This window comes from Sphingomonas sp. IC4-52 (assembly GCF_020707225.1).
In the GTDB taxonomy this organism is placed as follows: domain Bacteria; phylum Pseudomonadota; class Alphaproteobacteria; order Sphingomonadales; family Sphingomonadaceae; genus Sphingomonas.
In genome coordinates this window covers 90,046-113,637 of the sequence record NZ_JAJFEU010000007.1, presented here as the reverse complement: position 1 = coordinate 113,637, position 23,592 = coordinate 90,046, and the positions used below count along the sequence as shown (strand labels likewise).

The window sequence follows — 23,592 nt, the reverse complement described above, 5'->3', positions numbered from 1 at the left end:
ACCCCAGGAAAGGATGCCGCATGTCGATCGATTTCGAAATACCAGAAGATGCCAAGGCGATCCGCGCCAAGGTTCGCCAATGGGTGCAGGACGAGTGCAAGCCGGCGGAGCAGCGTCTGCTGGCCGGCGAGGATTACAAGACGGTGCTGGGCGAGCTTCGCACCAAGGCGCGGGCGAAGGGCCTTTGGTGCCCGTTCATCCCCAAGGAATATGGCGGCATGGGCCTAGGCCCGCTCGCCAATGCGCTGGTCCAGATGGAGCTTGGCGAAAGCCACCTCGGCGCGCTGTCGATGAACACGCAAGGGCCCGACGACGCCACGATGATGACGCTGCTGGCGCATGGCACCGATTATCAGAAAGAAAAGTTCCTCAAGCCGCTGCTCAACGGTGAAAAGCGCATCTGCTATTCGATGACCGAAAAGGCGGCGGGCGCCGACGCCACCGGCATGCAGACCCGCGCGGTGAAGGACGGCAATGAAAATTACGTGCTGAACGGCGAAAAGTGGTTCTCGTCCGCCGCCAGCGTCGCCGACATCGCGCTCGTCATGGCGATGACCGATCCCGATGCGCCGCGGCACCAGCGTTATTCGACTTTCATCGTCGAACTGCCCAACCCCGGCTACCGCATCGTTCGCGATATCGAGACCATGGCGGTCCACGGCCCCTTGAGCGAGGTGCTCGGTGGTGGGCATTCGGAGGTTGAGATCAAGGATCTCGTCGTTCCCGCCGACAATCTGCTGGGCGGCGAGGGCAACGGTTTCAACATGGGCCAGCATCGCCTCGCCTATGGCCGCCTGCGCCATGGCATGCACAACGTGTCCATGGCGCAGCGCGCGCTTGATCTGGCGACCGCGCACGTCACCCAGCGCGAGACGTTCGGCAAGCTCCTGTCGGAGCGTCAGGGCGTGCAGTGGATGCTCGCGGATTGCGCGGCGGAGATCTACAAGGCGCGGCTGATGCTGCTCCACATCGCCTACAAGGCGGAAAAGGGCGCCGACATCCGCCAGGAAAATTCGATCGCGAAGATCTTCCTCGCCAACATGGTGCATCAGGTGGTGGACACCGCGATCCAGCTGCACGGCGCGCTGGGCTTCAGCCTCGATACGCCGCTCGCCGCCTGGTACACGCATATCCGCTCGCAGCGGCTGGTTGACGGGCCGGACGAGGTGCATCGCTGGACGGTGGGCCGTAACGTCATCAAGGCGTTCCAGCGCGACGGCACCACTGCCGCCGCATGCGGCGGCGACCTGCTTTGAGGTGATTTCCGAAAGGGGGGCCGCGGGGGCGGCTCTCTTTCGGAGCGATCGACAACCAACGGGCCGTGGGGAGGCGGCGTCCGGAACACCGCAAAGGGTGGCCGATGAACATGCATCTGACGTTCCGACGCAATGGCCCGCCCCCGCGCCTTGTCACCGGCTGGAAGCTCGACCGGGTCGACCGTGCCGGCCTGCTCGCGCGTTTCCCCCCGTTGTTCCCCGACGTGGTCGCTGATCATGTGACGCTGCGATCCGGTACCGATGCCAACACGCCGCTCCCGGAGGACGAGCGTGGCGAGATCATCGGTGAGATCGACGACCGCGACGGCGTTCAGGCACTCGTAGTGCGGATCGGCGGATCCTGTGTCCGGGCAGACGACGGCATTTTCCACATCACTTGGTCGCTCGACCGCCGGCGCGGGCGCCGCGCCAAGGAAAGCAACGAGGTGATCGCCCGGCTCGGCTGGCGAGCGCTGGCGGAACCGATCCCGATCCGTCTGCATCCTGCCCGCTTCTGACGCTTGGCCCCGGTCGCCAGCCGCAGGGCGACCGGAAAAGGCTGACCCGGCCGGTCGCGCGGCCGGTCTTCACCGCATCTGACAAAGCTGACGTTGAAGGCAGCCGCGTTCGCGGCCCGGGTCGTCCTTCCTCACCGTGGCAGCAGAGCCGGCAGCAGTGGGAGCAGCTCCCGCGCGAGGAAGCCGATCGGGCCGGTCTGCATCGCCAGCGTTCGCCCTGCCTCGCCATGCAGCCACACGCCCCAAGCCGCGGCATCGGACAGCGGCAGACCGCGCGCGGCAAGGCCGCCGATCGCGCCGACCAGCACGTCACCCGACCCACCCGTGCCGAGACCCGGGCCGCCGCCGCTGTAATGCACCAGGTTGCCGTCGGGCGAGGCAATCACGGTTTCCGCATCCTTCAACACGATCACCGCGCCAAACCGCCGGGCAGAAGCGGTGGCGTGGCGCGGCAGATCCTCGCGGACCTCATCCTCCTCGCATCCGAGCAGCGCCGCCATTTCGCCCGGGTGCGGCGTCATGATCAGCCGCCCGCGCAGCGGGTCCAGCGCCGCTTCCATGCCGTGAATGCAGGCCACCGCCGCCGCATCCAGAATGATCGGGATCTCGACCTCTGCCTTGCTTGCTTGCACCACTAACCGCGCGGCCGCGTCATTATCGGTCATTCCAGGCCCGATCACCGCGACGTTCACGCGGCCGAGCGCCTGATGCAGTGGCTCCGGCGGATCAATCGCGATCTCGCCCGCGTCGTCCTCGGGCAGTGCGAGCACCCGCCCTTCCGGGAAGCGCACACCCAGCGGCAGCGCCGCCGATCGAACCGTGGCCAGCTGGATCTTGCCCGCACCGACGCGAAGCGCCGCCTCGCCCGTCAAGGCGATGGCGCCAGGCACATTGATCGACCCACCAACCACAAGCAGACGGCCACGCGCGTCCTTGTCCGCGCCCCTTTCAGCCGCCTTGATCGGATGGCTGGCGCGCCAGCCTGCATCGAGCTCGATCATCGCCGCACCGCTGCGGCATCGGGCTCTGCCGTCACCGGCACCGCACTTGAATCCACCGCGCGCACATCATTGTATCGCACCAGCGCCAGCTTCCCGGCGGACCCGAGCGACGGATCGAACCGATATTCGGTGACGGAGCAATTGGCGACTTCACCAGTCCGGTCGATCGCGATGATCTCCTCCTCCGTCATGTTCTCGATCACATAGCGCAAGCAAAGCACCACCACCTGATGGGCAACGATCATGACCCGCTGCCCCGAGTGATGCAGGGCGACCGTATCCAGCAGCGCGCGCAACCGCAGGATCACGTCGCACCAGCTCTCCCCGCCGGGGGGGCGGTGGTAGAATTTTCCCAGCAGCCGGCGGAATTCAGCTTGTTCAGGCTCGTTCACGGCGATCCCGCGGGTGGTCAGCCCATCAAGGATCCCGAACTCCTTCTCACGCAGCCGCTCATCAAGGCAGATCGGCTCGTCACCGACACCGCCGCCCGCATCGCGGAAGATCCGGGCGGTTTCGCGCGCTCGCACATAAGGAGAGGCGAGCAGCACTTCCGGCCGCTCCTCCGCCGGCCGTCCCGCAAACCAGGCGCCAAGCGCCGCCGCCTGTGCCTCGCCGCGGGGCGACAGCGGCACATCCACGTCGCGCGCCGTGAGCGAGATGCGTTCTTCGCCGGCGCTGTACGCCGCCTGCCGCGCGACATTGCCCGCGCTTTCGCCGTGGCGCACGATCCAGAGCCGTTCAGGCCAGCGACCGGCCATCGCTCACCTCTGGATCGTTGATCATCGCCATTACCGGTCCGTCTCCATCATCCCCATGTCCAAGCACGGCGGCGGCAGAGAGTTCCCGGCGATCGTTGCGATTCAGATCAAGCTTACGGGCCAGCAGCGGGCGGCAATCCGCCCGGCGCGGTTGCAAAAGGGGCAGAGATGTCCCCAGGCCGCACCCGCCTCAGGGGCGGCGAGCGAACCAGATGATGTGGGTGGCGCCTTTTCCATTGTCCCGCGCCCGCACGCACACCTCGTCCACGGCAAAACCCGCCTTCGCCAAGCGCCGCGCAAAGAGCGGATCGGGTGCGGCAGACCAGATCGCGAGCGTTCCGCCCGGCCTCAGCGCCTGCATGGCCGCGGCTAGGCCGCGGGCGGAATAAATGCCATCGTTCGCCGGACGGGTCAGACCGTCCGGGCCATTGTCCACGTCCAGCATGATAGCGTCGTAATCGCCACGGGCGCGCCGGATCGACTCGGCGACATCGCCCATGTCGAGCGTGACCCGCGGATCATCCAGACACCCGGCGGTCAGATCCGCCATCGGGCCGCGCGCCCACTCGATGATTCCGGGCACCAGTTCGGCGACGGTGACCCGCGCATCCGCACCGAGCCGCTCCAGCACCGCACGCAGCGTGAATCCCATGCCATAGCCGCCGATCAGCAACCGGGGCGCCGGGCGGTCGGAAAGCCGATCGCATGTCATGGTGCCCAGCGCCACTTCCGAGCCGCTCATGCGCGTGCTCATCAGCTCATTGCGTTCAAGCACGATCATGAAGTCCGCGCCGCGGCGAAACAGCCGCAGCGGCGGGCCACCGGGCACCTCGGCAGTGCCGATCAGCTCACGCGGGGTCACCCGCGCTGGCGGGCCTTGCGTGCAGCGTAGCGGGCATCGCGAGCGGCCTTCAACTCGGCCGGCGTCGGCACCTTGATCGGCGCGGCGCGGCGCGAAGCGGCAATACGCTCGGCCTCGGCGTCGGCTTCTGCCTGCGCCCGTGCACGCGCTTCCGCCCGCGCAGCCTTTTCGGTTTCGATCGCAGCGCGGTGAGCGGCACGACGCTCCGCCGCAGCCGCTTCACGCGCCTCCAGCGCGGCGGTGCGGGCTGCTGCTGCCTCGGGATCGAGTGCCGGTTTGCTGCGCAATTTCTCCAGTGCGCGCTGCTTCGCTTCTCGGGACGCTGACGCGCGTTCGCCGAAGTTGGGAATCTTAGCTCCTGCCATGCCGGCGCTCGTTAGCAGAATTCGGCGCCGGAGAAAGGCTTAATCCCGTTTACCTCCCATTGGCGGGGCAGCGATGGCGCCGGGCGGCGACGCAAAGCCCTGCTCGCCAGGGGTCAGAAACGCGTTTTCGCGCGCGGCCACGGCGGGCGCCATCAGTCAGGGTTCGGCTGGTGCGCCCGCTCCATTGAACGACAAAGACATCGATATTGACCGCTTCTGGCTCGACGCGGCGCGATTTGGATGAAATGGGCCGGAGCAGCGCTTGACCGGTTCACCGTCACGCTCACTCAGGAAGATTGATGCACGGAACGTGGACAAAGCCGCAACGCGGTAAAGGGATCACTATAGCCGCCGCCGTCGCCTTGCTCGTCGGTGTGGGGTCGACGCTGGCGTTCACATCGAAGCAGCCGAGCGGGGCAGCCGATCCGATCACCGCGAAGATGCGGCCGCCGAGTCCAGAGGCCGCTGATCCTCCCCGCGTGAACTACCAGCAACTGGATCAGCGGATCGCCCTGGTGATGCAGGAGCCGAACATGGTCGGCCTGGCAGTCGCAACGGTCGAGCGCGGCCGCCTGCGCTTCATCCGCGGCTATGGCGAGACGCTCGCCGGATCTGGGGAGGCGGTGACACCGGATACGGTGTTCCGCTGGGCATCGCTGTCGAAGGGCGTGGCGTCCGCGCTGGTCACCAAGCTGGCCGGGGAAGGTCGCCTTTCGCTGGACGCGCCGCTGTCGGACATGGGCACCACCCTCACCCTGCCCGGCGACACGCGCAACGCCACCGTTGCTGACCTGCTGTCGCATCGCCTGGGGCTTGTCCGCAATGCCTGGGACGATCGTCTGGAGGCAGGCGCGGATCCCAAGGTAATCCGATCCGAACTCCACACGCTTGCGCCGTTCTGCAAGCCGGGCACCTGTTACGCCTATCAGAACATCGCTTATGACACGGCGGCGGAGATCGTCGAGCGAGCGACGGGACAGGATTATGCCACCGCGGCGCGTGACCGGCTGTTTACCCCGTTGGGAATGAGCAACGCGAGCGTCGGCCGTACCGGACTGGAGTCCGCCGCGCGCTGGGCCAAACCGCATCACATGGGTCGCCGGCCGGCCGTGGTGAATGATTATTATTACCGCGTTCCCGCCGCGGGCGGCGTGAATTCATCGGTGCGGGACCTGACGCGCTGGATGCTGGCACAGATGGGCGCGGCGCCCCAGGTGCTGCCGCCCGCAATGCTCGACACCATGCACCGTCCCCGAGTCGCGACGCCCCCGCATGGCCGACGCGCGGCAATGGACAAGGCGCTGGCCGACGCATCCTATGGCTTGGGCTGGCGCAGCTTTCACTATGCCGGGCACACATTGGTCGGCCACCGCGGCTCGGTCGACGGTTACGGATCACTGATCCTGTTCGACCCCGCCGATCGGAGCGGGATCGTGATGCTGTGGAACAGCAACCGCCACGTGGCGGCGCGGCTTCAGCTCGAATTTTTCGACATGCTCTACGGGCTTGCCCCCACCGACTGGCTGGAACTGCCGGACCCGTCCGCGCAGAAGTGACGCGACGCGGACCCGCCGCCGGGGCAGAAGGATCAAAGCCGGTCAGTAGTGATTGTCTGACCATGACCACAACGTCAGGCAGTCCGGCCGCGGAGATCGAGCTCAAGCTGGAGGTCGGTCACGGTGCGTTCGCGGCGCTTTGCCGGCTACCCGTGCTGGCGGGGATTGCCGCTGACGACCGCGAGCAGCTGGCGACTTACTATGACACGCCCGACCAAACGCTAAGCGCCGCGGGCATTTCGCTTCGCGTCCGCCGCACCGGCGAACGGCATGTCCAGACGATCAAGGCCGGCGGCGCGGCGACCGCGGGAATGTTTGCGCGGCCCGAGTGGGAACAGGACCTCGCCGGGCCCGGTCCCGATGTGGGTGAATCATCGCCGCTTCGCGCGCTGGTGGATGGCAGCGTGGTTGCGCGAATCCGCCCCGCGTTTTCAGTCGCGGTACGGCGCCGAAGTTGGCAGGTCGAATGGGCAGGCGCCGCCATCGAGCTTGTCGCGGACGAAGGGACGGCGAACGCCAACGGCCGCCAGGCTCCAGTTGCGGAGATCGAAGCCGAGCTGAAATGCGGCTCGCCGGACGCCCTGTTCTCCCTTGCGCGTGCGATTGGCCAGCACATACCCGTACGGCTCGGCGTACTGACCAAGGCGGAGCGTGGCTTTCGCCTGGCCGGCGGGCAGTTGAACGAGCCTGCAAAAGCGCAGCGCGTGCTGCTCGATCCGGGCATGGACGTCGCGGAGGCCTTTGCCGCGATCGTCGGTGCATGCCTGCGCCAGTTCCGCCTCAACGAGGAGGCCCTGCGCACCAATCCGGGGGCGGATGCGCTTCATCAGGCCCGGGTTGCGTTGCGCCGGCTCCGCTCGGCGCTGTCCATCTTCAAACCGGTGATCGCGGATGATCGCTTCGCCCATCTCGCCGATGAGCTGCGCTTGCTGGCCCGGTCGCTCGGCAAGGCACGCGACCTCGACGTTCTCGTCGGCAGACTGGGCCCGAATGCCGACGTGAACATCCAGGCTGCCCATGGCCAAGCCTATGCCGCGGCCCTCGCCACATTGGACTCGCAGCGAACGCGCGATCTGATGATCGATCTCATCGAATGGATCTCGCTTGGCGCGTGGCGCACGCACCCGGCGGATCCCGGCGCAATCACCCAGCCGGCGCGCGAATTCGCGGCCGCGGCGCTCAAGAAGTTGCGGGGCAGGCTCAAGAAGCGCGGTCGCCAGCTTGGCACGCTTGAAGACGAAGACCGCCACCGCGTCCGCATCCAGGCCAAGAAGCTGCGTTACGCCGCTGAATTCTTCGAAAGTCTGTTCACGGGCAAGAGGGCCCGCCGGCGATACGCCAAGTTCCGAAAAAGGCTGGCCAGGCTTCAGGAGCATCTGGGCGAACTGAACGACCTCGCGACTGCGCCGTCATTGATGAAGGACCTTGGCCTGAACCACGGTTCGCTCCCGCCCGATCGCCGCAAAGCCTTGCTGGCGAAGGCCACCAAGGCGCATGCGGCCCTGATGAAGGCAAAACGCTTCTGGTAAACGGCCGGTGGCGCGACGAGGGCCGACACCTATGCCTTGATCACGCGCTCCATTCCGCGACGTCCGGCTGCTCGCCGATCAGTGCGAGTCCGTGGGCAATCGAGGTCAATTCATCACCGGCCGCGATCCGCTCCCCACCGAAGCGCCGCTCGAAGATCGCGCGGATCGCGGGAATGAGTGACGAGCCACCGGTCAGGAACACCCGGTCGATCGCCCGCCCGTCAAGCTGGGCACGGGTAAGCGCCGTTTCCATCGCACCTTCGATGCGACGAAGATCGCCGGCAATCCATTGCTCGAACTCGGCACGCTGGACCGTTGCGGCGATGGATACGCCGCCGCCCTCAAAGCGAAACTCCGCTTCCTCCGATCCCGACAAGGCACGTTTCACTCGGCCGACCGAGTCGTAGAGCGGAAAGCCCTGTTCGTTCTCGATCAGCGCGATCATCCGCCCGACTGCCTGAGGGTCCGTTGCGTCCCTTTTCAGGCGGCGCAGTTCCTCAAGCGTTCGGCGGTTTCGCATCAGGGCAAGGCGCGACCAATCGGCGAAGTCGGCGAAATAGCCGCCGGGGATGTCGAGCAGCTTGCCGAACGAGCGATAGGTGGTTCCCTTGCCGATCAGCGGCAGGACCAGCTGGTCGACGATGCGCTGGTCAAAGCGATCGCCCGCGATGCCGATTCCTGCCGACGATAGCGGCACGCAGCGACGCATGGCGCCCGGTTCTGCCACGCGTACGATCGAGAAGTCAGTGGTGCCGCCACCGAAATCCGCAACCATGATCGTCGCAGGCTCGGTCAGCCGCGAAGCATAACTGTAGGCCGCACCTAGCGGTTCATAGACATAGTGGAGATCAGCGCCGAGGCACTCGAACATCGCCCCGTATCGCTCGCGAGCGAGCGACTCGTCCGGCCGGGCGCCGGCATATTGCACGGGTCGGCCGATCACGATCCGCTCCGGCCGCGCGTCCAGCTGACCGCCAGCGTGACCGATCAGCTTCTGGAGAAATCGCTGGCCCAGATCCTCGAAGCGGAAGGGCTTGCCGAAGATCAGCGCGCGTTCGAACGTGCTGCTGGCGGCGACCGTCTTGAACGATTGCACAAACCTGCTGTCGAGCGGTGCCTCGAGATATTCCTCGATCGCCCAGGGCCCGGCTTCGTGAGCGACCCCGTTCCAGGCGGAATCATCCTCCCAAAAGCACAGCGCGGAGCGGAATACCGGGCCACTGGCGGCATCACCGGCGAAGTCAATCAGACGTGATTCGCCATTGCCGCCACCGCGGGCCACGACCGTGTTGGTGGTGCCGAAATCAATGCCGAGCGCTGGGACGCCGCTGTCCACGACCTGCTCCTTTGTCGCCGGGGTGAGCCGCCGTGCGGGGCGCGGCCTATGGCACGGCGATATCCGGTGGACAAGCGAGCCGTGTCACTGCCCTGAGGAGCATAAGCGGATACGGCAGGGAAACGGATTGGGGGAGTGGGCGCCGCCCGGCGGCCTGTTACATCAGGCCAAAGCCTGGAAACCCGCCCGTGCTGACGCACCGGGCGGGTCCAAGCAGTTCTGATCAGCGACCGGTCTGCTTCTCCGCTGCCGGATCCACCGAAGGCGCGCCGCTGGCCGGCGTGGCGGTGTTGGCGATATCGCCGGTCTGGCCCCGCACGTCCTTCTCAACGGCGTCCACCGCGTTCACGGCATCCGGCGCGGCACCACCGGCGCCCTCAACCGCGTTTCCGCCATCGGTTTCCGCCGCAGCGCCGGGCGCCGGAGCGGCCGGGAGCGGCAGGTTTGAGCCCTGCTGGTTCATGTACAGGATCAGGTTCGCGCGATCCTGCGGATTCGACAGGCCGGCGAAGGTCATCTTCGTGCCAGGCGCGAACTTACGCGGGCTGGTGAGCCACGCGTTCATCTTGTCGAAGTCCCAGTTGCCACCCACCTTCTTCAGCGCGTCGGAGAAAGCGAAACCGCCGCGGCCATGCGCCACCGCTTCGCCCATCACGCCGTAAAGATTCGGGCCGATGCCATTTGCGCCACCCTGAGTCATGGTGTGGCAGGCCGCGCACTTCTTGAACACGTCGGCGCCCTTGGCCGCGTCCGCGCTGGCGAGCAGCGACGCGATCGGCACTTCGGCGGCGGCGCCACCACCGGCTTCCTCGGCGGCCTCAATGGGATAGCCCGACTTTTCGGCCTCGCCCGAGTGGAAGACCATGCCGCCGACGATCGACAGCCCAAGCGCGGCGCCGCAGGCAGCAAGAACCCAGCCTGCAATCGTGTTGGTCCGATCATCCATGTCGTGCGGTTACCCCTCCAAAGTCGTGCGTCCATAGAAAAGCCGTCATCGGACGGCAAGCGCTTGAGAGGAAGTTGATCGTCGCTTAGCGGTCAGATCGATGGAAAATTTCGCAGCGCCTGCTCGCCCGATCGTCGCCAACATGATCGCCGCCGCTTCCGAAGCACCCGAACGCACGGTCGCCTTCCAGGGCGCGCCGGGGGCAAACAGCCATGTCGCGGTGACGGAAGTGTTCCCCGACGCGCTGCCGCTGCCCTGCTTTTCCTTCGAGGACGCGATCGACGCGGTGAAGGGCGGCACGGCCGACCGAGCGATGATCCCGATCGAAAATTCGCTGCACGGCCGCGTCGCCGACATCCATTTCCTGCTGCCCGAATCGGGGCTGGTGATCACGGGCGAGCATTTCCTGCCGATCCGGCACGCCCTGATGGGAGTGGGCGAACGGGACGACATCCGCGAGGCGATGAGCCATCCGCAGGCGCTGGGACAATGCCGCCACTGGCTGAAGGCGCATGACATTCGACCGATTTCCTACCCGGATACCGCGGGTGCGGCGGCCATGGTCGCGGAACAGGCCAATCCCGCCATCGCCGCGCTCGCCCCGCCCGCAGCAGCGGACATATACGGCCTCAACCTGCTCGCCACCGATATCGCCGATGCCGATCACAACATGACCCGCTTTGTCGTGCTGGCGCGCGGCAGCAAGCCGCCGGTGGGTGACGGCCCGTGGATGACTACCTTCATCTTCGAGGTGAAGAACGTGCCCGCCGCGCTTTACAAGGCGCTTGGCGGCTTCGCCACGAACGGCGTGAACATGACCAAGCTGGAAAGCTACCAGCGCGGTGGCACCTTTGCCGCGACCGACTTCTACTGCGATATCGAAGGCAAGCCGGGCGACGAGAATGTGGACCGCGCGCTGGAAGAACTCGGTTTTCAGACGAAGTGGGTTCGCGTGCTGGGCACCTATCGGCAGGCGCGCAAGCGCGGCTAGGCCGCTGCAACTGGTCGCATCGCCGCCACGCCGCAGCTTGCGTCGCGCCCGCGCTGTCGTATCACCCGATACGACAAGGAGAAGGCGAGCGGATGACGATGCGTAAGATGTTGCTGGCGGGCGTGGCCCTCGCCGTATCTACAAGTGCGGTTGCGCAAGGGGCGCCCAGTGCGCCGCGCGCCGCAAAGAAGCCGCATGAGGTTTCCTCCCCCAACGGCATCCGCAGCGACGAATATTACTGGCTGCGCGACGACACCCGCAAGAACCCGGAGATGCTCGCCTACCTGCAGGCCGAGAACGCCTATGCGGACACGCAACTGGCGACGCTGAAGCCTCTGCAGGACACATTGTACCAGGAGACGGTCAGCCACATCAAACAGGATGACAGTTCCGTTCCCTATCTGAAGAACGGCTATTGGTATCAGACTCGGTTCGAGACGGGCGCAGACTATCCTGTGATCGAGCGCCGCAAGGGCGATCGCAACGCACCGGCAGAATTGATGTTCGATCAGCCGGCGATGGCCAAGGGGCATAATTTCTTCGCTCTGTCGGCCTGGGCCGTCAGCCCGGACAACCGCATGGTGGCCTATGCCGAGGATGTGGTCGGACGCCGGCAATACACGCTGAAGATCAAGGATCTCGCCACCGGTCAGCTGATGGCCGACACGATCACCAACGCCGAACCCAACATCGTCTGGGCCGACGACAATCGCACGATCCTGTACGTCGCCAAGGATCCCACCACGTTACGTGGTTACAAGGTGATGGCGCATGTCTTGGGCACCCCTGTCGCGCAGGACAAGATGCTCTACGAGGAGAAGGACGATACCTTCCAGATGGGCATCACGCGCACCAGCGATGATCGCTTTGTCTGCATCATCGTCCAGTCCACCGTCAGCGATGAGCAGCGCTGCGCGCCCGCGACGAGCCCCGCTGCTTTCCAGACTTTGGCACCCCGCCAGCGTGAGCTGCGCTACGAAGCGGATCACATGGACGGTCGCTGGATCGTCCGCACGAATCTGCGGGCGAAAAACTATACGCTGATGACGGTCGCTGATGGCGATGCTGCCCGGGGCACCGGCGCGTGGAAGGATCTGACCCCCGCCAGCGACACGGTGTTCATCGAAGGGTTCAAGCCGTTCACCGGCTTCATCGCCATCGATCAGCGCGAAGGTGGCAACCGGATGATCCGGGTACTTGATGCCACTGGCAAGTCGCTGCCGGTCAAGGCCGACGAGCCCGCCTATCGCATGGCGCTGGACGTTAACGAAGAGCCGGACACGGCTTGGGTGCGCTATACCTATGGTTCGCTCGTCACCCCGACGACCACCTATGAGGTGAACGCCAAGACGGGCGAGCGGCGCGTGCTGAAAGTGGCGCCGGTCCCCGGCTACGATCCCGCGAATTACATCACCGAACGCGTGTGGGCGACTGCCCGCGACGGCACGAAGATCCCGGTGAGCCTGGTTCATCGCAAGGACGTGAAGCGCGACGGCACGGCGCCGTTGTTCCAATACGCCTATGGCAGCTACGGGATCTCAACGGATCCGGCGGTGGATCCGGGCCGGATCGGGTTGCTCGACCGCGGGGTCGTCTATGCCATCGCCCATATCCGCGGTGGACAGGAAATGGGCCGCCAATGGTATGATGACGGCCATCTGCTGAACAAGAAGAACAGCTTCACCGACTTCATCGACGTCACCCGCTATCTCGTCGCGCAGAAATATGCCGCTAAGGGCCGCGTTGCCGCGATGGGCGGATCGGCGGGCGGGCTGCTGATGGGCGGCGTCGCCAATATGGCACCCGAGGATTACAAGGTGATCGTGGCACAGGTGCCGTTCGTCGACGTGGTAACGACGATGCTGGACGCCTCCATCCCGCTCACCACCTTCGAATATGACGAGTGGGGCAACCCGGCTCAGAAGCAATATTATGACTATATGCTGAGCTACTCACCGTACGACCAGGTCGCGGCCAAGGCCTATCCGGCAATGTATGTCGGCACCGGCCTGTGGGACAGCCAGGTGCAATATTATGAGCCCGCAAAGTGGGTGGCGCGCCTGCGTGACAAGAAGACGGACAACAATCCGCTGCTGTTCCGGGTGAACATGGAAGCAGGCCATGGCGGCAAGTCCGGCCGCTTCGAACGATATCGCCAGAATGCCGAATGGGGCGCCTTCGTGCTCCAGCAGCTGAACGTCGTGAAATAAGCGGCTGCCCGCCCGTCCCGGTCACCACCGGGAAGGGCGGGCCCGCGATCAGCCTTCGTTAGCCCAGAGTGTCAACAAAGTATGGGCGATGGCATAGGTCGGCGGCGCCACAAACGGGCCGTCGCCGGCCAGCGACGCGCGGACTTCCTCGCGGGTGAACCAGCCGGCCTTTTCCAGCTCGTTCTCGTCCAGCGTGATTGCATCATCGTCTGCCACGCCGACACAGGCGATCATCAGCTGTGACGGAAACGGCCAGGGCTGGCTGGCGACGTAGCGCACATCGGAAACGCGCACGCCGGCCTCTTCCTGGATCTCGCGCGCCACCGCTTCCTCAATCGATTCGCCCGGCTCCAGGAAACCTGCCAGCGCAGAATAGCGGCCGGCCGGCCAGCTTGGCTGCCGGCCGAGCAGCGCGCGCCCTTCATGCTCCGCGATCATGATGACGACGGGATCGACGCGGGGAAAATGCTCGGTGGAGCAGTTAGCGCACTTGCGACCCCAGCCGGCTCGGAACGCCTCCGTCTGGGTGCCGCAGTTCGCGCAGAAACGATGCCGCGCATTCCAGTCGAGCACCGCACGCGCCATGGCATATGTCGCCGCTTCACCCGGCGCGAGCTGGTCCAGCGCACGGAACAGCGCCGGCGAGCGCAGCGGGGGTGCGGGCACGCCCTCGGGCGCGGCAGCGAAGCGCGGGCGGCCCTCATCAAAACCCAGCAGGACGATATGGGCATCGTCCGGGGCCTCGGTCACCATCGTCCAGCCGAGGCGGCCGTCCTCGGTGATTTCGGGATCATAGCCGTCGAGCTTGAGCAGCCGTGCGCGCCAGTCGCCCAGCGCGGCGGCAAATGCCTCGGCATCGTTGCGGTGATCGGCGACGCGGGTCAGGGTGCCGCCGGTGAAGCCAGGGACGCTCATCGTGCGGCAAGCCGCTGCATGTCGCGCGCCAAAGCGGCGGGCACGCTCTGCCGCAGACCCCATTTCTCCGCCGGAAAATATTGCACCATCACCGTTCCTCGCATCTTCTTGACCGGATCGACCCAGGCGATGGTGCCAGCGGCACCGCCCCAGCCGAATGTTCCCTTGGAAGGTACGCCGCCGGGCGCATCCTCGAGATAGACTGACCCGCCGGCGCCAAAGCCCATGCGGGCCGACATGGCGCCGCCTGTTCCATCACCCAATCCGGCGAACGAAACGCCAGCGGGCAAGAGGTTCGACATGGCAAGCGCCGCCGTTTCCGCCCTCATCACGCGGCGTCCGTCCAGCGTGCCGCCATTGGCCAGCATGTGAAGAAAGCGGTCGTAATCGCGCGCGCTGGAGACGAGACCTGCGCCGCCATAGGGGAAACTGGGCGGCTTCAGGTACACCGAGGTCGCACCCGGGTCGATCGGCGCCCGATTGTCGCCGACGAAGACATAGTTGGTGGACAGGCGCCGAGCCTCACTTGCCGGCACGCTCCAATAGGTAGAGCGCATGCCCAACGGATCCAGCAAGCGCGCCTGCACGAAACGGTCGAACGGCATCCCGCTCGCCTTTTCGATAACCGCCCCCATCACGTCGAGTCCGATGGAATAGTGCCATTTGGTGCCCGGCTCGGCGATCAGCGGCACCGCGGCCACCCGATTGGCGAATTCGGCAAGGCTCGTGGGGCGCGTAAGGCGCGCCTTTACCTCCACCTGTGCATTCACCTGTGCCGGCACGATGCCGCGCCGCTCATAATCCTGCAGCAGCGGCCCCTTGGCGCTGATGCTGTAACCCAGGCCTGCCGTGTGGGTGAGCAAATGACGGATCAGGATCGGGTTCTTCGCCGGAACACTGTCGAGCGACGTATCCGGACTGGTCAGCACCCGCATGTTGGCAAAGGCCGGGAAGTATTTGCTGACCGGATCATCAAGACTGATTCGCCCGTCCTCGACCAGGAGCATGGCGGCGATGCCAGTGACCGGCTTCGTCATGGAATAGATCCGCCACAAGCTATCCGGGCCGGCGATCGGTGCGCCGGCATCATCGGCGATACGGCCGGCGGCAACGAACTGCGGCGGGGAATCCCCCAGTCCAAAGGCAGCAACGATGCCCGGCATCTTTCCACTGGCGACAAAGCCGTCGAAGAGCGCCTGGGTTGCAGGCAGCAGCGCATTGCGGGCAGGCGTCGCGCTGGCCGCGGCCGGCGCGGGCTGCACCGCCGGGCGGGCCTGCCGCGCGTCGCCGACCGTGGCAGCGAATGCCAGGAACGCGGCCGTGCCGCCAAGCCAATGCGCCCTCATCGCGTCCTCCCTATCGCCTCTGCGGCCTTTGCAAAGACGGTCGGCAACCCCGCTGACGCAAGATCATCGACCGGCCACCATTCGCCCTCGGCATGCGTGGAATGCGCGTCCCAGCGCCCCACGGCAAGCGCGAGTTCGAGGGTGAAGTGCGTGAAACCATGGCTGACGGCACGGTTCAACATCACCCAGTCGGCAGGCGCTGGCGCTTCGGCGAGACCGGGCGCCGAGAGCTCCCACGGCCCGGTCGGCAATGCCCGCATCCCGCCCAACAACCCTTTGGACGGGCGACGGACCAGCAGAAGCTCGCGTCGGTTTGCGCTGTCAGCCGCGCCCATCTCGCGCTCCAGCCAGAAGATCGTGCCGAAACGCGCTGGCCGCGCTTTCTTCGCCGGTTTGACCGGGAACGCTTCTTCCATGCCAGCGCGATGGGCAGCGCAATCATCAGCGAGCGGGCACAGCAGGCACTTGGGCCTTCTCGGCGAACAAATGGTCGATCCCAGGTCCATCATCGCCTGCGCAAGATCACCGGCGCGCTGATCGGGCGTCACCTGCTCCGCCGCGGCGCGTACCGCCGGCTTCCCGGCAGCGCAGAACAAGCGCGACACCACCCGTTCGACATTGGCATCGATGACAACGGCGCGCTGACCGAAAGCGATCGCCGCCACTGCCGCCGCGGTATAGTCACCCAGCCCCGGCAGGGCACGCAGCGCGGCTTCCGTCTCCGGCAAGCGCCCACCATGATCGGCAGCGATCACCTTTGCCGCCCGCACGAGATTGCGGGCACGCGCATAATAGCCCAGGCCTGCCCAAGCGGCCATTACCTCCGCCTCATCCGCCGCCGCCAGGCTGGCGATGTCCGGCCAGCGCGCGACCCATGCCTCGAAGCGCGGTTGCACCGTTGCGACCGTCGTCTGCTGAAGCATCACTTCCGACAACCAGACGCGATAGGGATCCGCGCGCGCACCAGGCGGCGCGCGCCACGGCAGGGTTCGGGCATGCCGATCATACCAATCGAGCAGCTTGTCGGCGATCGAGCGCTTGGCGTCCACGGCCCGGCTATGGCATGGGGCGCCAGATGAGCAAGCGGGTGCGAGCGTCCCAATCACAACCGGAACCCGCGCGGTCGAACCGTTCGCGCCCGGTGTCCGAACTGTTGCCCTCTGTGGGCGGCGCGGCATTTCGTCGTTTCGGCTTCGTGCAATCGTCCATCGTGACCCGCTGGCCCGAAATCGTCGGCGAAAAGCTGGCCGCCGCCACCGCACCCGAATCGATCAAGTTCCCGATCGGCAAGAAACAGGACGGCACACTGACCCTGATGGTGCGAAGTGCCCATGCGGTGATGATCCAGCATGTCGTGCCGGAAATCATGGACCGGGTGAACCTGTTCTTCGGCTATCCCGCTGTCGCCAAGGTGGCCATTCGCCAGGGCGATCTGGCGCCCCGGCCCAAGCCGCGCCCGGTACCGGAGCCTCGCCCGGTCCCGGTCGAACTGGGCCACAGCCTCAAGACCATCGAAGATCCCGAACTCAAGGCCGTGCTGGAGGCGCTCGCCGCCAGCGTTGGCGCCTCCAGCGGACTGCCCATCGTCAAATGAAAAAGCTATTCGCGTTCGCCGCTATCGCCCTTGCCGCGCCGCTGACCGCCGCGACCCAGAAGCCGTGGACGGCGACTGCGGCTGTCGCGCCCTCCGGCAGCTATGTCATTGGAAATCCCAAAGCGAAGGTGAAGTTGATCGAATATGTCAGCTATACCTGCCCTCATTGCGGCCACTTTTCCCGCGATTCCGCCGCTGTCCTGAAGGGCAAGATGATCGCGTCGGGCTCCACCAGCCTCGAGGTGCGCAGCTCGATCCACGATCGCTACGATCTGGTGGCGGCTACGCTGGCGCGCTGCTCCGGCCCCGCGCTGTTTCCCAAGATCCATGACCTGCTGTTCACCCGGCAGGAGGCGTGGCTGAAGCAGGCCGCGACTTATGATCAGGCATCGGGGCAAGCCAATGCCGGCAAGTCGCAGACCCAGATCATGCGCGCGCTGGCCGACGGTGCAGGGCTGACTGCCATCGCGAAGGCGGCGGGCATGACTGACGGTGCGATCGCCGCCTGTTTCGCCAACGAGTCGAATGTCGCGAAAACACTGCAGGTGGCACAGTCGATTCAGGGCAAGATCAGCGGCACGCCCGCCTTTGAACTGAACGGCAAGCTGATCCAGAACACCGGTTGGGCGGAGCTTGAACCGATGCTGCGCGCCGCCGGCGCCAAGTGATTGATACGGAGTGATAGCATGAAACTGCGTTTTGCCGCGTCCACCCCTCTCCTGGCTTGCGCGCTCGCGATGCTGGCCGCGTGCGGAGAGAGCGGCAACACCAATGCCGCTGCGCCGAACTCCATTGCGGCAGCACCGGCACCCGCGGGCCAGGATTGGACGCAGGTCGTTTCCAAGACGGCAGACGGCGGCTTCGTGATGGGCAATCCCAACGCGCCGCTGAAGCTGGTCGAATATGGTTCGCGCACCTGCCCGACCTGCGGCAACTTCGGCCGCACCGGTACGCGCCCCCTCGAGGACAATTACATCAAGACCGGCAAGGTCAGTTACGAATTCCGCGACTTCCTGGTTCACGCGCCCGACCTTGGCGTTGCCATCCTCGGCCAGTGCGCTGGCGAGACGCCGTTCTTCCAGATCCTGGAGCAGATGTTCGTCGAGCAGGACCAGTTTCTCCAAAAGCTCGAAAGCGTGCCGGCCGACTTCCAGCAGCGGCTGCAAGGCATGAGCCCCGCCCAGCAGGCAACCGCGTGGGTGGAGCATCTCGGCTATGTCGATTGGGTGAAGCAGCGCGGCTTGACCGAGACGCAGGCGCGTCAGTGCCTGTCTGACAGCAAGCGCATCGAGGACCTCGCCAAGGTTTCCGAAGTCGCCATGCGCGACAAGGAAGTGACGGGCACGCCGACCTTTATCCTGAACGGCGAGAAGCTCGATGCGGCAAGCTGGCCGCAGGTGGAGCAGGCGCTGAAGGCAGCCGGCGCTTGAACCTGACGGTGCATAGCGCCGCTTGAGCCTTGTCGCGCTCCGCGGAACATGCGGAGCGCGACCGGGCGCTGGGCGCTTGGCCCGCGCGCTGGGCGCCGGGCGCCGGGGCGCCGGGCGCTAGGCGCCGGCGGGGCACGAAGCGGCGCTCGGGTGTAGCGACTAGCTAGATTGTCGCCCAGGCGGCGATTTCGTCCTCATGCCGGCGCGTTATCAGCAGACCGCTTGCCTTCCCCTCGGCCAGATCGACCGAGATTTCGCCGGTCCACTCAACCGTCGCATTGCCGCTTAGCGTCACCATGCCCGCTTCGCTGGCGGCGGCGCGCACCAGGCCGCCGCGATTGCGCACCGTTACGATCTGATTGAACGGCAAGCGCCCCGTCAGCCCCGCCACAAAGGTGGCTGCCCCCATCGCGCTGCCGCAGGCATTAGTCAGGCCGACCCCGCGCTCGAAGGTACGAACGTAAAGCTCTGCGCCATCGCGAACCTCAACGAACGACACATTGGCACGATTTGGGAGCCAAGCGGGGGCAGCCTCGCAGATTTCGCCGATGCGGATCAGCTCGGCCTCGTCCACGCGATCGACAAAGGCGATCAGATGAGGATTGGGCAAGGCGACCGCGGTAAAGCGCAGGCTTGGCGAGAGCCGCTCGATCACTGCTTCGCGGATCTGGTCGCCCTCACCCTCGAGTGGCCAATCGCGCACGCCCAGCGTCGCTGGCCCTGCCGTTTCACGAACCGTGTAGACGCCCGGGGCCAGATCATCGTCACGCGCAACCTCGGCCTCGCTCGTCTTCAGCCGCACGAATGCCTCACGCCGGCCAGTCGCCTCCAGCCCCGCCCGAGCCACGCAGCGCAAGCCGTTGAGGCACGTTTCCGGCTCCGATCCATCCGCATTGAAAATCCGCATGCCAAAGGCTGCACGATCATCCCCTTGCGTCAGCAGAAGGATGCCGTCGCCCCCGACCGGCCCGGCACGATCCGCAAGGGCGCGCGCGACCTGCGCCCACTCACCGTCCGACAACCCGATGTCGCGGGCGTCGATCAGAGCGAAATCATTTCCGGAGCCATGGCATTTGGTGATGTCGAAGCGCATGGCTGCGGCTTATCTGCGCCCCGTACCGATGCCGCAAGCCTTGTCCCAAGTCACCGCCCTAGCCGCCTCGGAACGCGCGGATCAATCGAGCCGGTAATGATCCGCCAATCGGTCGAGCGCCATGGTCAACACCAGTCGGCCGGACCGCGCGGGCCAGCCCAGCGACTTTTCCGCGACCGGGAGCCCTTCGCCCGCACATACCACCCGCCACAGCACGTCGCTGAGGCCGCGTCCGACCGCCGCCACGGCGGCATCGAAGCGACGCTTCGCGGCCAGGTGAGCACTCGTCGGATCCAATCCCTGCCCCGCGCCGCCATCAACCCGAACGGACCATCGCATCGTCACCGCGGGTGCCATTGCCGCCCGTTCATAATCGGCACGCAATCGCTCACCGGCGGCAATCTGCCGAGCGTCGAGCAGTCCGCGAGCGCCAAGCCATGACAGCGGCGATTCGGCGATGTTCACCGTGACACTGCGCCCCTGCTTGCGGGCGCCTTGCGGCAGAATACGGCCCGAACCGTCGATCCCACGCTCCACCAGCATCTGCATTTTTGTTCTCCTTATGTTCGATGCAGGTGCCATGACATGAAGCCATGCTTGTAGGACAGGCTCTTAGCGGTGAACCTTCCGCAGCCGCAGCCAGGAGCCGAGCGCCCACCAGGCGAGCGCCCAAAGCGCGCCCGCGCTCCACCCGGCCAGCACGTCGCTTGGCCAGTGCACGCCCAGATAGACGCGGCTGAACCCGACCGACCCGACCAGCGCGATCGCTGCAGCAAAGATGAACCAGCGAGCGGCGGCGCGCGGCACGATCTGCATCACCATCAGCGCGATGGTGAAATAGACGATCGCACTGTTACCGGCATGGCCGCTTGGGAAGCTGGCGGAGGCGACCTCTACCAGGTGATCGACCAGCGCTGGCCGATCCCGCCCGACCAGTTCCTTGCCCAACGAGATCGCGAGCGAGCCCGACACCGTGCCGCCCAAAACGAGCGCGGCGGTAAGGAAATGGCGGCAGGCGACGAGGAAGCCAACGGTGAGCGCGACGATCAGCGTCAGCACCGTGCCGCCGCCCAGCGCAGTGATGTCAATCATGGCCCCTTGCAGCCATGACGGGCCAATCGGCGTCGCGGCGTCGCCGGACGTACGCAGCGCGAGCATGATCGCATGGTCGAAATCGAATTGCGTGCCGCGCGCGATCGTCCCGCCGAGCAGCGTGACGATCAGCACCGCTCCCGCGAGGGCGGCCAGCGCGATGAAGGCATAGGGTGGGTGTGAGATGCCCTCGGGCGCGGTCTGGTCCGGCGTGGCGGGCGTGTCAGCGAGATGCTCGAGCGTGGATTCGGGAGGCATGTGGCGGATGTAGCAGGGATATGCGGAAAGGCTGCACTGATCGCGTAATGGTATGATGGCCGGCAGGATGGCATCGCCGCGACCTTTGCACAGCACGGCAGATTGCGGCAGGCCCGGTGCGAGAGGTGGATCCGGCGGGGCTTGCGCGCTGGCGCGACGTGTCGCCCTCCGCCTGGCGTAGCAGCCGCGCTGCTTCCTTGCTGCTTGAGACGGCGAGCTTGCGGCGCGCGTCGCGCAGCCGTTCGTTGATCGTATGCACCGACAGGTCGAAATGCCGCGCCATGGATTTGGCGTCGTGCCAGACGAGGAGCAGGCGAAGCCTCTCCTTTTTCCGTCAGCGCCTCAACTCCGGGGCCATCAAACCTAACGCCATCCAACCTGATCTTGCCGCCAAGGCTAGCGGGGCATCCGCCGGGCGTGACCCCCAAAACGATTGTACCCGCGGCTGGTGGGCCGCGGGTACGTGAGGTTCAGCGGTGTGCGGCCGGCCTAGTCATGCTCGCGGTCGCCGGCGCCCATATAGAGTTCGCGGCCGGTTTCCTCATAGACGTTGCTCATCTTGGCCATGCCGGCCTCCGCCTCTTGGGTGGCGAGGAAGCCTTCGCTGCCCTGGTTCTGCAGCCGAGCGAAGTCGCGCACTTCCTGCGTGATCTTCATCGAGCAGAACTTGGGGCCGCACATCGAGCAGAAATGCGCGGTCTTGGCGCCTTCCGCCGGCAGTGTCTGATCGTGGTACTTTTCCGCGGTGTCGGGATCGAGGCTGAGGTTGAACTGATCGCGCCAGCGGAATTCGAAGCGGGCACGGCTCAGGGCGTCGTCGCGCATCTTGGCCGCCGGATGCCCCTTGGCCAGATCGGCGGCGTGGGCGGCGAGCTTGTAGGTGACGACGCCGTACTTCACGTCGTCACGATCGGGGAGGCCGAGATGCTCCTTGGGCGTGACGTAGCAGAGCATCGCGGTGCCGTACCAACCGATCATCGCCGCACCGATGCCGCTGGTGATATGGTCGTAGCCGGGCGCGATGTCGGTCGTGAGCGGCCCGAGCGTATAGAAGGGCGCCTCGCCGCACGCCTCCAGCTGCTTGTCCATATTTTCCTTGATCTTGTGCATCGGCACGTGGCCGGGGCCCTCGATCATCACCTGAACGTCCTGCGCCCAGGCGCGCTTGGTCAACTCGCCCAGCGTGTAGAGCTCGGCAAACTGCGCCTCGTCATTGGCGTCGGCGATTGATCCGGGGCGGAGGCCGTCGCCGAGTGAATAGGCGATGTCATAGGCCTTCATGATCTCGGTGATCTCGTCGAACCGCTCGTAGAGGAAGCTCTCCTTGTGGTGCGCGAGGCACCATTTCGCCATGATGGAGCCGCCGCGGCTGACGATGCCGGTGACGCGCTTGGCGGTGAGCGGCACATACGGGAGGCGCACGCCGGCGTGGATGGTGAAATAGTCGACGCCCTGTTCGGCCTGCTCGATCAGCGTGTCGCGGAAGATCTCCCACGTCAGGTCCTCGGCGATGCCGCCGACCTTCTCCAGCGCCTGGTAGATCGGCACGGTGCCGATCGGCACGGGCGAGTTGCGGATGATCCATTCGCGCGTGTCGTGGATGTTGCGGCCGGTGCTGAGGTCCATCACCGTGTCCGCGCCCCAGCGGATCGCCCAGACGAGCTTGTCCACCTCAGTCGCGACGTTCGATGCGACGGCGGAATTGCCGATGTTGGCGTTGATCTTGACCAGGAAGTTGCGGCCGATCGCCATCGGCTCGGATTCGGGGTGGTTGATGTTGTTGGGGATGATCGCGCGGCCGCGGGCGATCTCGTCGCGGACGAACTCGGGCGTTACGTAATCGGGGATCGCCGCGCCGAAGCTCTCGCCGTCGCGAACGTATTCGCGCAGCATCTCGCGGCCGAGGTTCTCGCGCGTGGCGACATATTCCATCTCGGGCGTGATGATGCCGCGGCGGGCGTAGTGCATCTGGCTGACGTTGGCGCCGGGTTTCGCGCGCAGCGGACGCTTCACGACATTGGGGAAGGGCTGGACGCCGCCGGAGCGATCGGGGCCGAGCTGGCCGTTGTCCTCCGGGCGGATCTCGCGCGCGTCGTACGCCTCGACATCGCCGCGACCCATGATCCAGTCGCGGCGCAGCGGCGCAAGGCCGGCGTTGATGTCGATGCGGACGTTCGGGTCGCTGTACGGCCCCGACGTGTCGTAGACATTGAGCGGGGGCTCGCCGCAGCCCGGCTCCAGATCGATCGCGCGCATCGCGACCTTGAGCGGACCGACATGGATCTTGCGCGAGCCGCGGATCGGGCCGGTGGTGACGCCAATGGCGCCGCGCGCTGCTTCGATGGGGGAATCTACGTCGGCCATGTCTCACTCTCCAATAGCCGAAGAGCGAAAGACGGATTGCCGGTGGTGGCGCGCCGCTCCCTCCCTCCGCCGGTGTCAACCGGATCAGGTTCAGCGGGTCGGGGGCTCGTGCCCCCCTCTCAACCGCCGTCAGCGGTCCCCCGGGGATATGGCCGTTCTACGCGCCTTCACG

General features: G+C 66.0%; 22 protein-coding genes, 1 pseudogene and 1 riboswitch. Of the genes and pseudogenes, 9 read left to right on the top strand and 14 right to left on the bottom strand.

Features of this window, described 5'->3' with window-relative positions:
- Positions 1-20: 20 nt before the first annotated feature.
- Both LK535_RS15580 and LK535_RS15575 read left to right on the top strand, forming a co-directional pair.
- Entirely contained in the window at positions 21-1,256 is a 1,236-nt protein-coding gene (locus tag LK535_RS15580) for an acyl-CoA dehydrogenase family protein (RefSeq protein WP_227772845.1), read from the top strand.
- Between the two features lie 104 nt (positions 1,257-1,360).
- Entirely contained in the window at positions 1,361-1,774 is a 414-nt protein-coding gene (locus LK535_RS15575; RefSeq protein ID WP_227772844.1) for a hypothetical protein, read from the top strand.
- 131 nt (positions 1,775-1,905) lie between these two features.
- Here the strand turns inward: LK535_RS15575 and LK535_RS15570 are convergent, their stop codons facing one another.
- The 4 genes from LK535_RS15570 to LK535_RS15555 form a co-directional block, all read right to left on the bottom strand.
- Complete coding sequence (locus tag LK535_RS15570) at positions 1,906-2,775, bottom strand: NAD(P)H-hydrate dehydratase (protein WP_227772843.1); 870 nt, start codon at positions 2,773-2,775, stop codon at positions 1,906-1,908.
- A complete protein-coding gene (locus tag LK535_RS15565; RefSeq protein WP_227772842.1) occupies positions 2,772-3,533 on the bottom strand; it encodes a histidine phosphatase family protein in 762 nt (253 codons plus the stop codon). The genes LK535_RS15570 and LK535_RS15565 overlap by 4 nt, the downstream gene beginning before the upstream one ends.
- A gap of 190 nt (positions 3,534-3,723) precedes the next feature.
- Positions 3,724-4,395 (bottom strand): spermidine synthase, encoded by a 672-nt coding sequence (locus tag LK535_RS15560; RefSeq protein ID WP_227772841.1) that lies wholly within the window; start codon positions 4,393-4,395, stop codon positions 3,724-3,726.
- Positions 4,392-4,760 carry a DUF6481 family protein gene (locus tag LK535_RS15555; RefSeq protein WP_227772840.1) on the bottom strand — a complete coding sequence of 123 codons (369 nt, stop codon included), beginning with the start codon at positions 4,758-4,760 and terminating at the stop codon, positions 4,392-4,394. The genes LK535_RS15560 and LK535_RS15555 overlap by 4 nt, the downstream gene beginning before the upstream one ends.
- Before the next feature lie 299 nt (positions 4,761-5,059).
- Here LK535_RS15555 and LK535_RS15550 point away from each other — a divergent pair, with 299 nt between their 5' ends.
- Entirely contained in the window at positions 5,060-6,316 is a 1,257-nt protein-coding gene (locus LK535_RS15550; protein ID WP_227772839.1) for a serine hydrolase domain-containing protein, read from the top strand.
- 62 nt (positions 6,317-6,378) lie between these two features.
- The gene (locus LK535_RS15545; protein WP_227772838.1) at positions 6,379-7,845 is read left to right on the top strand and encodes a CHAD domain-containing protein; all 1,467 of its coding nucleotides are present in this window, start codon (positions 6,379-6,381) and stop codon (positions 7,843-7,845) included.
- Positions 7,846-7,885: 40 nt separating this feature from the next.
- Here the strand turns inward: LK535_RS15545 and LK535_RS15540 are convergent, their stop codons facing one another.
- Entirely contained in the window at positions 7,886-9,181 is a 1,296-nt protein-coding gene (locus tag LK535_RS15540) for an Hsp70 family protein (RefSeq protein WP_227772837.1), read from the bottom strand.
- Between the two features lie 223 nt (positions 9,182-9,404).
- Positions 9,405-10,127 (bottom strand): c-type cytochrome, encoded by a 723-nt coding sequence (locus LK535_RS15535; protein WP_227772836.1) that lies wholly within the window; start codon positions 10,125-10,127, stop codon positions 9,405-9,407.
- Positions 10,128-10,227: 100 nt separating this feature from the next.
- Here LK535_RS15535 and LK535_RS15530 point away from each other — a divergent pair, with 100 nt between their 5' ends.
- The gene (locus LK535_RS15530; RefSeq protein ID WP_227772835.1) at positions 10,228-11,118 is read left to right on the top strand and encodes a prephenate dehydratase; all 891 of its coding nucleotides are present in this window, start codon (positions 10,228-10,230) and stop codon (positions 11,116-11,118) included.
- Between the two features lie 92 nt (positions 11,119-11,210).
- Entirely contained in the window at positions 11,211-13,328 is a 2,118-nt protein-coding gene (locus LK535_RS15525; RefSeq protein WP_227772834.1) for a S9 family peptidase, read from the top strand.
- 48 nt (positions 13,329-13,376) lie between these two features.
- On the opposite strand, the gene nudC is transcribed toward LK535_RS15525, so the two are convergent.
- From nudC to LK535_RS15510, 3 genes are read right to left on the bottom strand one after another with little or no spacing between them, the layout of a single operon-like run.
- Positions 13,377-14,243, bottom strand: coding sequence for an NAD(+) diphosphatase (gene nudC / locus LK535_RS15520; protein WP_227772833.1), 867 nt, complete (start codon positions 14,241-14,243; stop codon positions 13,377-13,379).
- Positions 14,240-15,589, bottom strand: coding sequence for a serine hydrolase domain-containing protein (locus tag LK535_RS15515; RefSeq protein ID WP_227772832.1), 1,350 nt, complete (start codon positions 15,587-15,589; stop codon positions 14,240-14,242). The genes nudC and LK535_RS15515 overlap by 4 nt, the downstream gene beginning before the upstream one ends.
- Positions 15,586-16,638 carry an A/G-specific adenine glycosylase gene (locus LK535_RS15510; RefSeq protein WP_415837153.1) on the bottom strand — a complete coding sequence of 351 codons (1,053 nt, stop codon included), beginning with the start codon at positions 16,636-16,638 and terminating at the stop codon, positions 15,586-15,588. The genes LK535_RS15515 and LK535_RS15510 overlap by 4 nt, the downstream gene beginning before the upstream one ends.
- Before the next feature lie 26 nt (positions 16,639-16,664).
- On the opposite strand from LK535_RS15510, the gene LK535_RS15505 reads away from it, so the two are divergent.
- From LK535_RS15505 to LK535_RS15495, 3 genes are read left to right on the top strand one after another with little or no spacing between them, the layout of a single operon-like run.
- A complete protein-coding gene (locus LK535_RS15505) occupies positions 16,665-17,183 on the top strand; it encodes a DUF721 domain-containing protein (protein ID WP_227772831.1) in 519 nt (172 codons plus the stop codon).
- Entirely contained in the window at positions 17,180-17,851 is a 672-nt protein-coding gene (locus LK535_RS15500) for a thioredoxin domain-containing protein (protein WP_227772830.1), read from the top strand. The genes LK535_RS15505 and LK535_RS15500 overlap by 4 nt, the downstream gene beginning before the upstream one ends.
- Before the next feature lie 18 nt (positions 17,852-17,869).
- The gene (locus LK535_RS15495) at positions 17,870-18,613 is read left to right on the top strand and encodes a thioredoxin domain-containing protein (protein ID WP_227772829.1); all 744 of its coding nucleotides are present in this window, start codon (positions 17,870-17,872) and stop codon (positions 18,611-18,613) included.
- A 163-nt stretch (positions 18,614-18,776) separates the two neighbouring features.
- Here LK535_RS15495 and dapF read toward each other — a convergent pair whose 3' ends face one another.
- The 5 genes and pseudogenes from dapF to thiC all read right to left on the bottom strand — a co-directional run bounded on the left by dapF (position 18,777) and on the right by thiC (position 23,420).
- Positions 18,777-19,706, bottom strand: a complete 930-nt coding sequence (gene dapF / locus LK535_RS15490) for a diaminopimelate epimerase (protein WP_227772828.1) — start codon at positions 19,704-19,706, stop codon at positions 18,777-18,779.
- Positions 19,707-19,787: 81 nt separating this feature from the next.
- Positions 19,788-20,255, bottom strand: coding sequence for a DUF6456 domain-containing protein (locus LK535_RS15485; protein WP_227772827.1), 468 nt, complete (start codon positions 20,253-20,255; stop codon positions 19,788-19,790).
- A 63-nt stretch (positions 20,256-20,318) separates the two neighbouring features.
- Complete coding sequence (locus LK535_RS15480) at positions 20,319-21,056, bottom strand: phosphatase PAP2 family protein (protein WP_227772826.1); 738 nt, start codon at positions 21,054-21,056, stop codon at positions 20,319-20,321.
- Between the two features lie 163 nt (positions 21,057-21,219).
- A pseudogene (locus LK535_RS15475) lies at positions 21,220-21,369 on the bottom strand (LuxR family transcriptional regulator); the annotation flags it as partial.
- 176 nt (positions 21,370-21,545) lie between these two features.
- Entirely contained in the window at positions 21,546-23,420 is a 1,875-nt protein-coding gene (gene thiC / locus LK535_RS15470) for a phosphomethylpyrimidine synthase ThiC (protein WP_227772825.1), read from the bottom strand.
- 57 nt (positions 23,421-23,477) lie between these two features.
- A riboswitch (TPP riboswitch) is annotated at positions 23,478-23,567 on the bottom strand.
- Positions 23,568-23,592 lie beyond the last annotated feature (25 nt).

Bases quoted from the DNA above. Each gene is read 5' to 3' on its own strand.
- LK535_RS15480 (WP_227772826.1), bottom strand. From the start codon at position 21,056: ATGCCTCCCGAATCCACGCTCGAGCATCTCGCTGACACGCCCGCCACG.
- nudC (WP_227772833.1), bottom strand. From the start codon at position 14,243: ATGAGCGTCCCTGGCTTCACCGGCGGCACCCTGACCCGCGTCGCCGAT.
- LK535_RS15580 (WP_227772845.1), top strand. From the start codon at position 21: ATGTCGATCGATTTCGAAATACCAGAAGATGCCAAGGCGATCCGCGCC.
- LK535_RS15570 (WP_227772843.1), bottom strand. From the start codon at position 2,775: ATGATCGAGCTCGATGCAGGCTGGCGCGCCAGCCATCCGATCAAGGCG.
- LK535_RS15555 (WP_227772840.1), bottom strand. From the start codon at position 4,760: ATGGCAGGAGCTAAGATTCCCAACTTCGGCGAACGCGCGTCAGCGTCC.
- LK535_RS15515 (WP_227772832.1), bottom strand. From the start codon at position 15,589: ATGAGGGCGCATTGGCTTGGCGGCACGGCCGCGTTCCTGGCATTCGCT.
- LK535_RS15485 (WP_227772827.1), bottom strand. From the start codon at position 20,255: ATGCAGATGCTGGTGGAGCGTGGGATCGACGGTTCGGGCCGTATTCTG.
- LK535_RS15565 (WP_227772842.1), bottom strand. From the start codon at position 3,533: ATGGCCGGTCGCTGGCCTGAACGGCTCTGGATCGTGCGCCACGGCGAA.
- LK535_RS15525 (WP_227772834.1), top strand. From the start codon at position 11,211: ATGACGATGCGTAAGATGTTGCTGGCGGGCGTGGCCCTCGCCGTATCT.
- LK535_RS15550 (WP_227772839.1), top strand. From the start codon at position 5,060: ATGCACGGAACGTGGACAAAGCCGCAACGCGGTAAAGGGATCACTATA.
- thiC (WP_227772825.1), bottom strand. From the start codon at position 23,420: ATGGCCGACGTAGATTCCCCCATCGAAGCAGCGCGCGGCGCCATTGGC.
- LK535_RS15495 (WP_227772829.1), top strand. From the start codon at position 17,870: ATGAAACTGCGTTTTGCCGCGTCCACCCCTCTCCTGGCTTGCGCGCTC.
- LK535_RS15535 (WP_227772836.1), bottom strand. From the start codon at position 10,127: ATGGATGATCGGACCAACACGATTGCAGGCTGGGTTCTTGCTGCCTGC.
- dapF (WP_227772828.1), bottom strand. From the start codon at position 19,706: ATGCGCTTCGACATCACCAAATGCCATGGCTCCGGAAATGATTTCGCT.
- LK535_RS15530 (WP_227772835.1), top strand. From the start codon at position 10,228: ATGGAAAATTTCGCAGCGCCTGCTCGCCCGATCGTCGCCAACATGATC.
- LK535_RS15500 (WP_227772830.1), top strand. From the start codon at position 17,180: ATGAAAAAGCTATTCGCGTTCGCCGCTATCGCCCTTGCCGCGCCGCTG.
- LK535_RS15545 (WP_227772838.1), top strand. From the start codon at position 6,379: ATGACCACAACGTCAGGCAGTCCGGCCGCGGAGATCGAGCTCAAGCTG.
- LK535_RS15575 (WP_227772844.1), top strand. From the start codon at position 1,361: ATGAACATGCATCTGACGTTCCGACGCAATGGCCCGCCCCCGCGCCTT.
- LK535_RS15505 (WP_227772831.1), top strand. From the start codon at position 16,665: ATGAGCAAGCGGGTGCGAGCGTCCCAATCACAACCGGAACCCGCGCGG.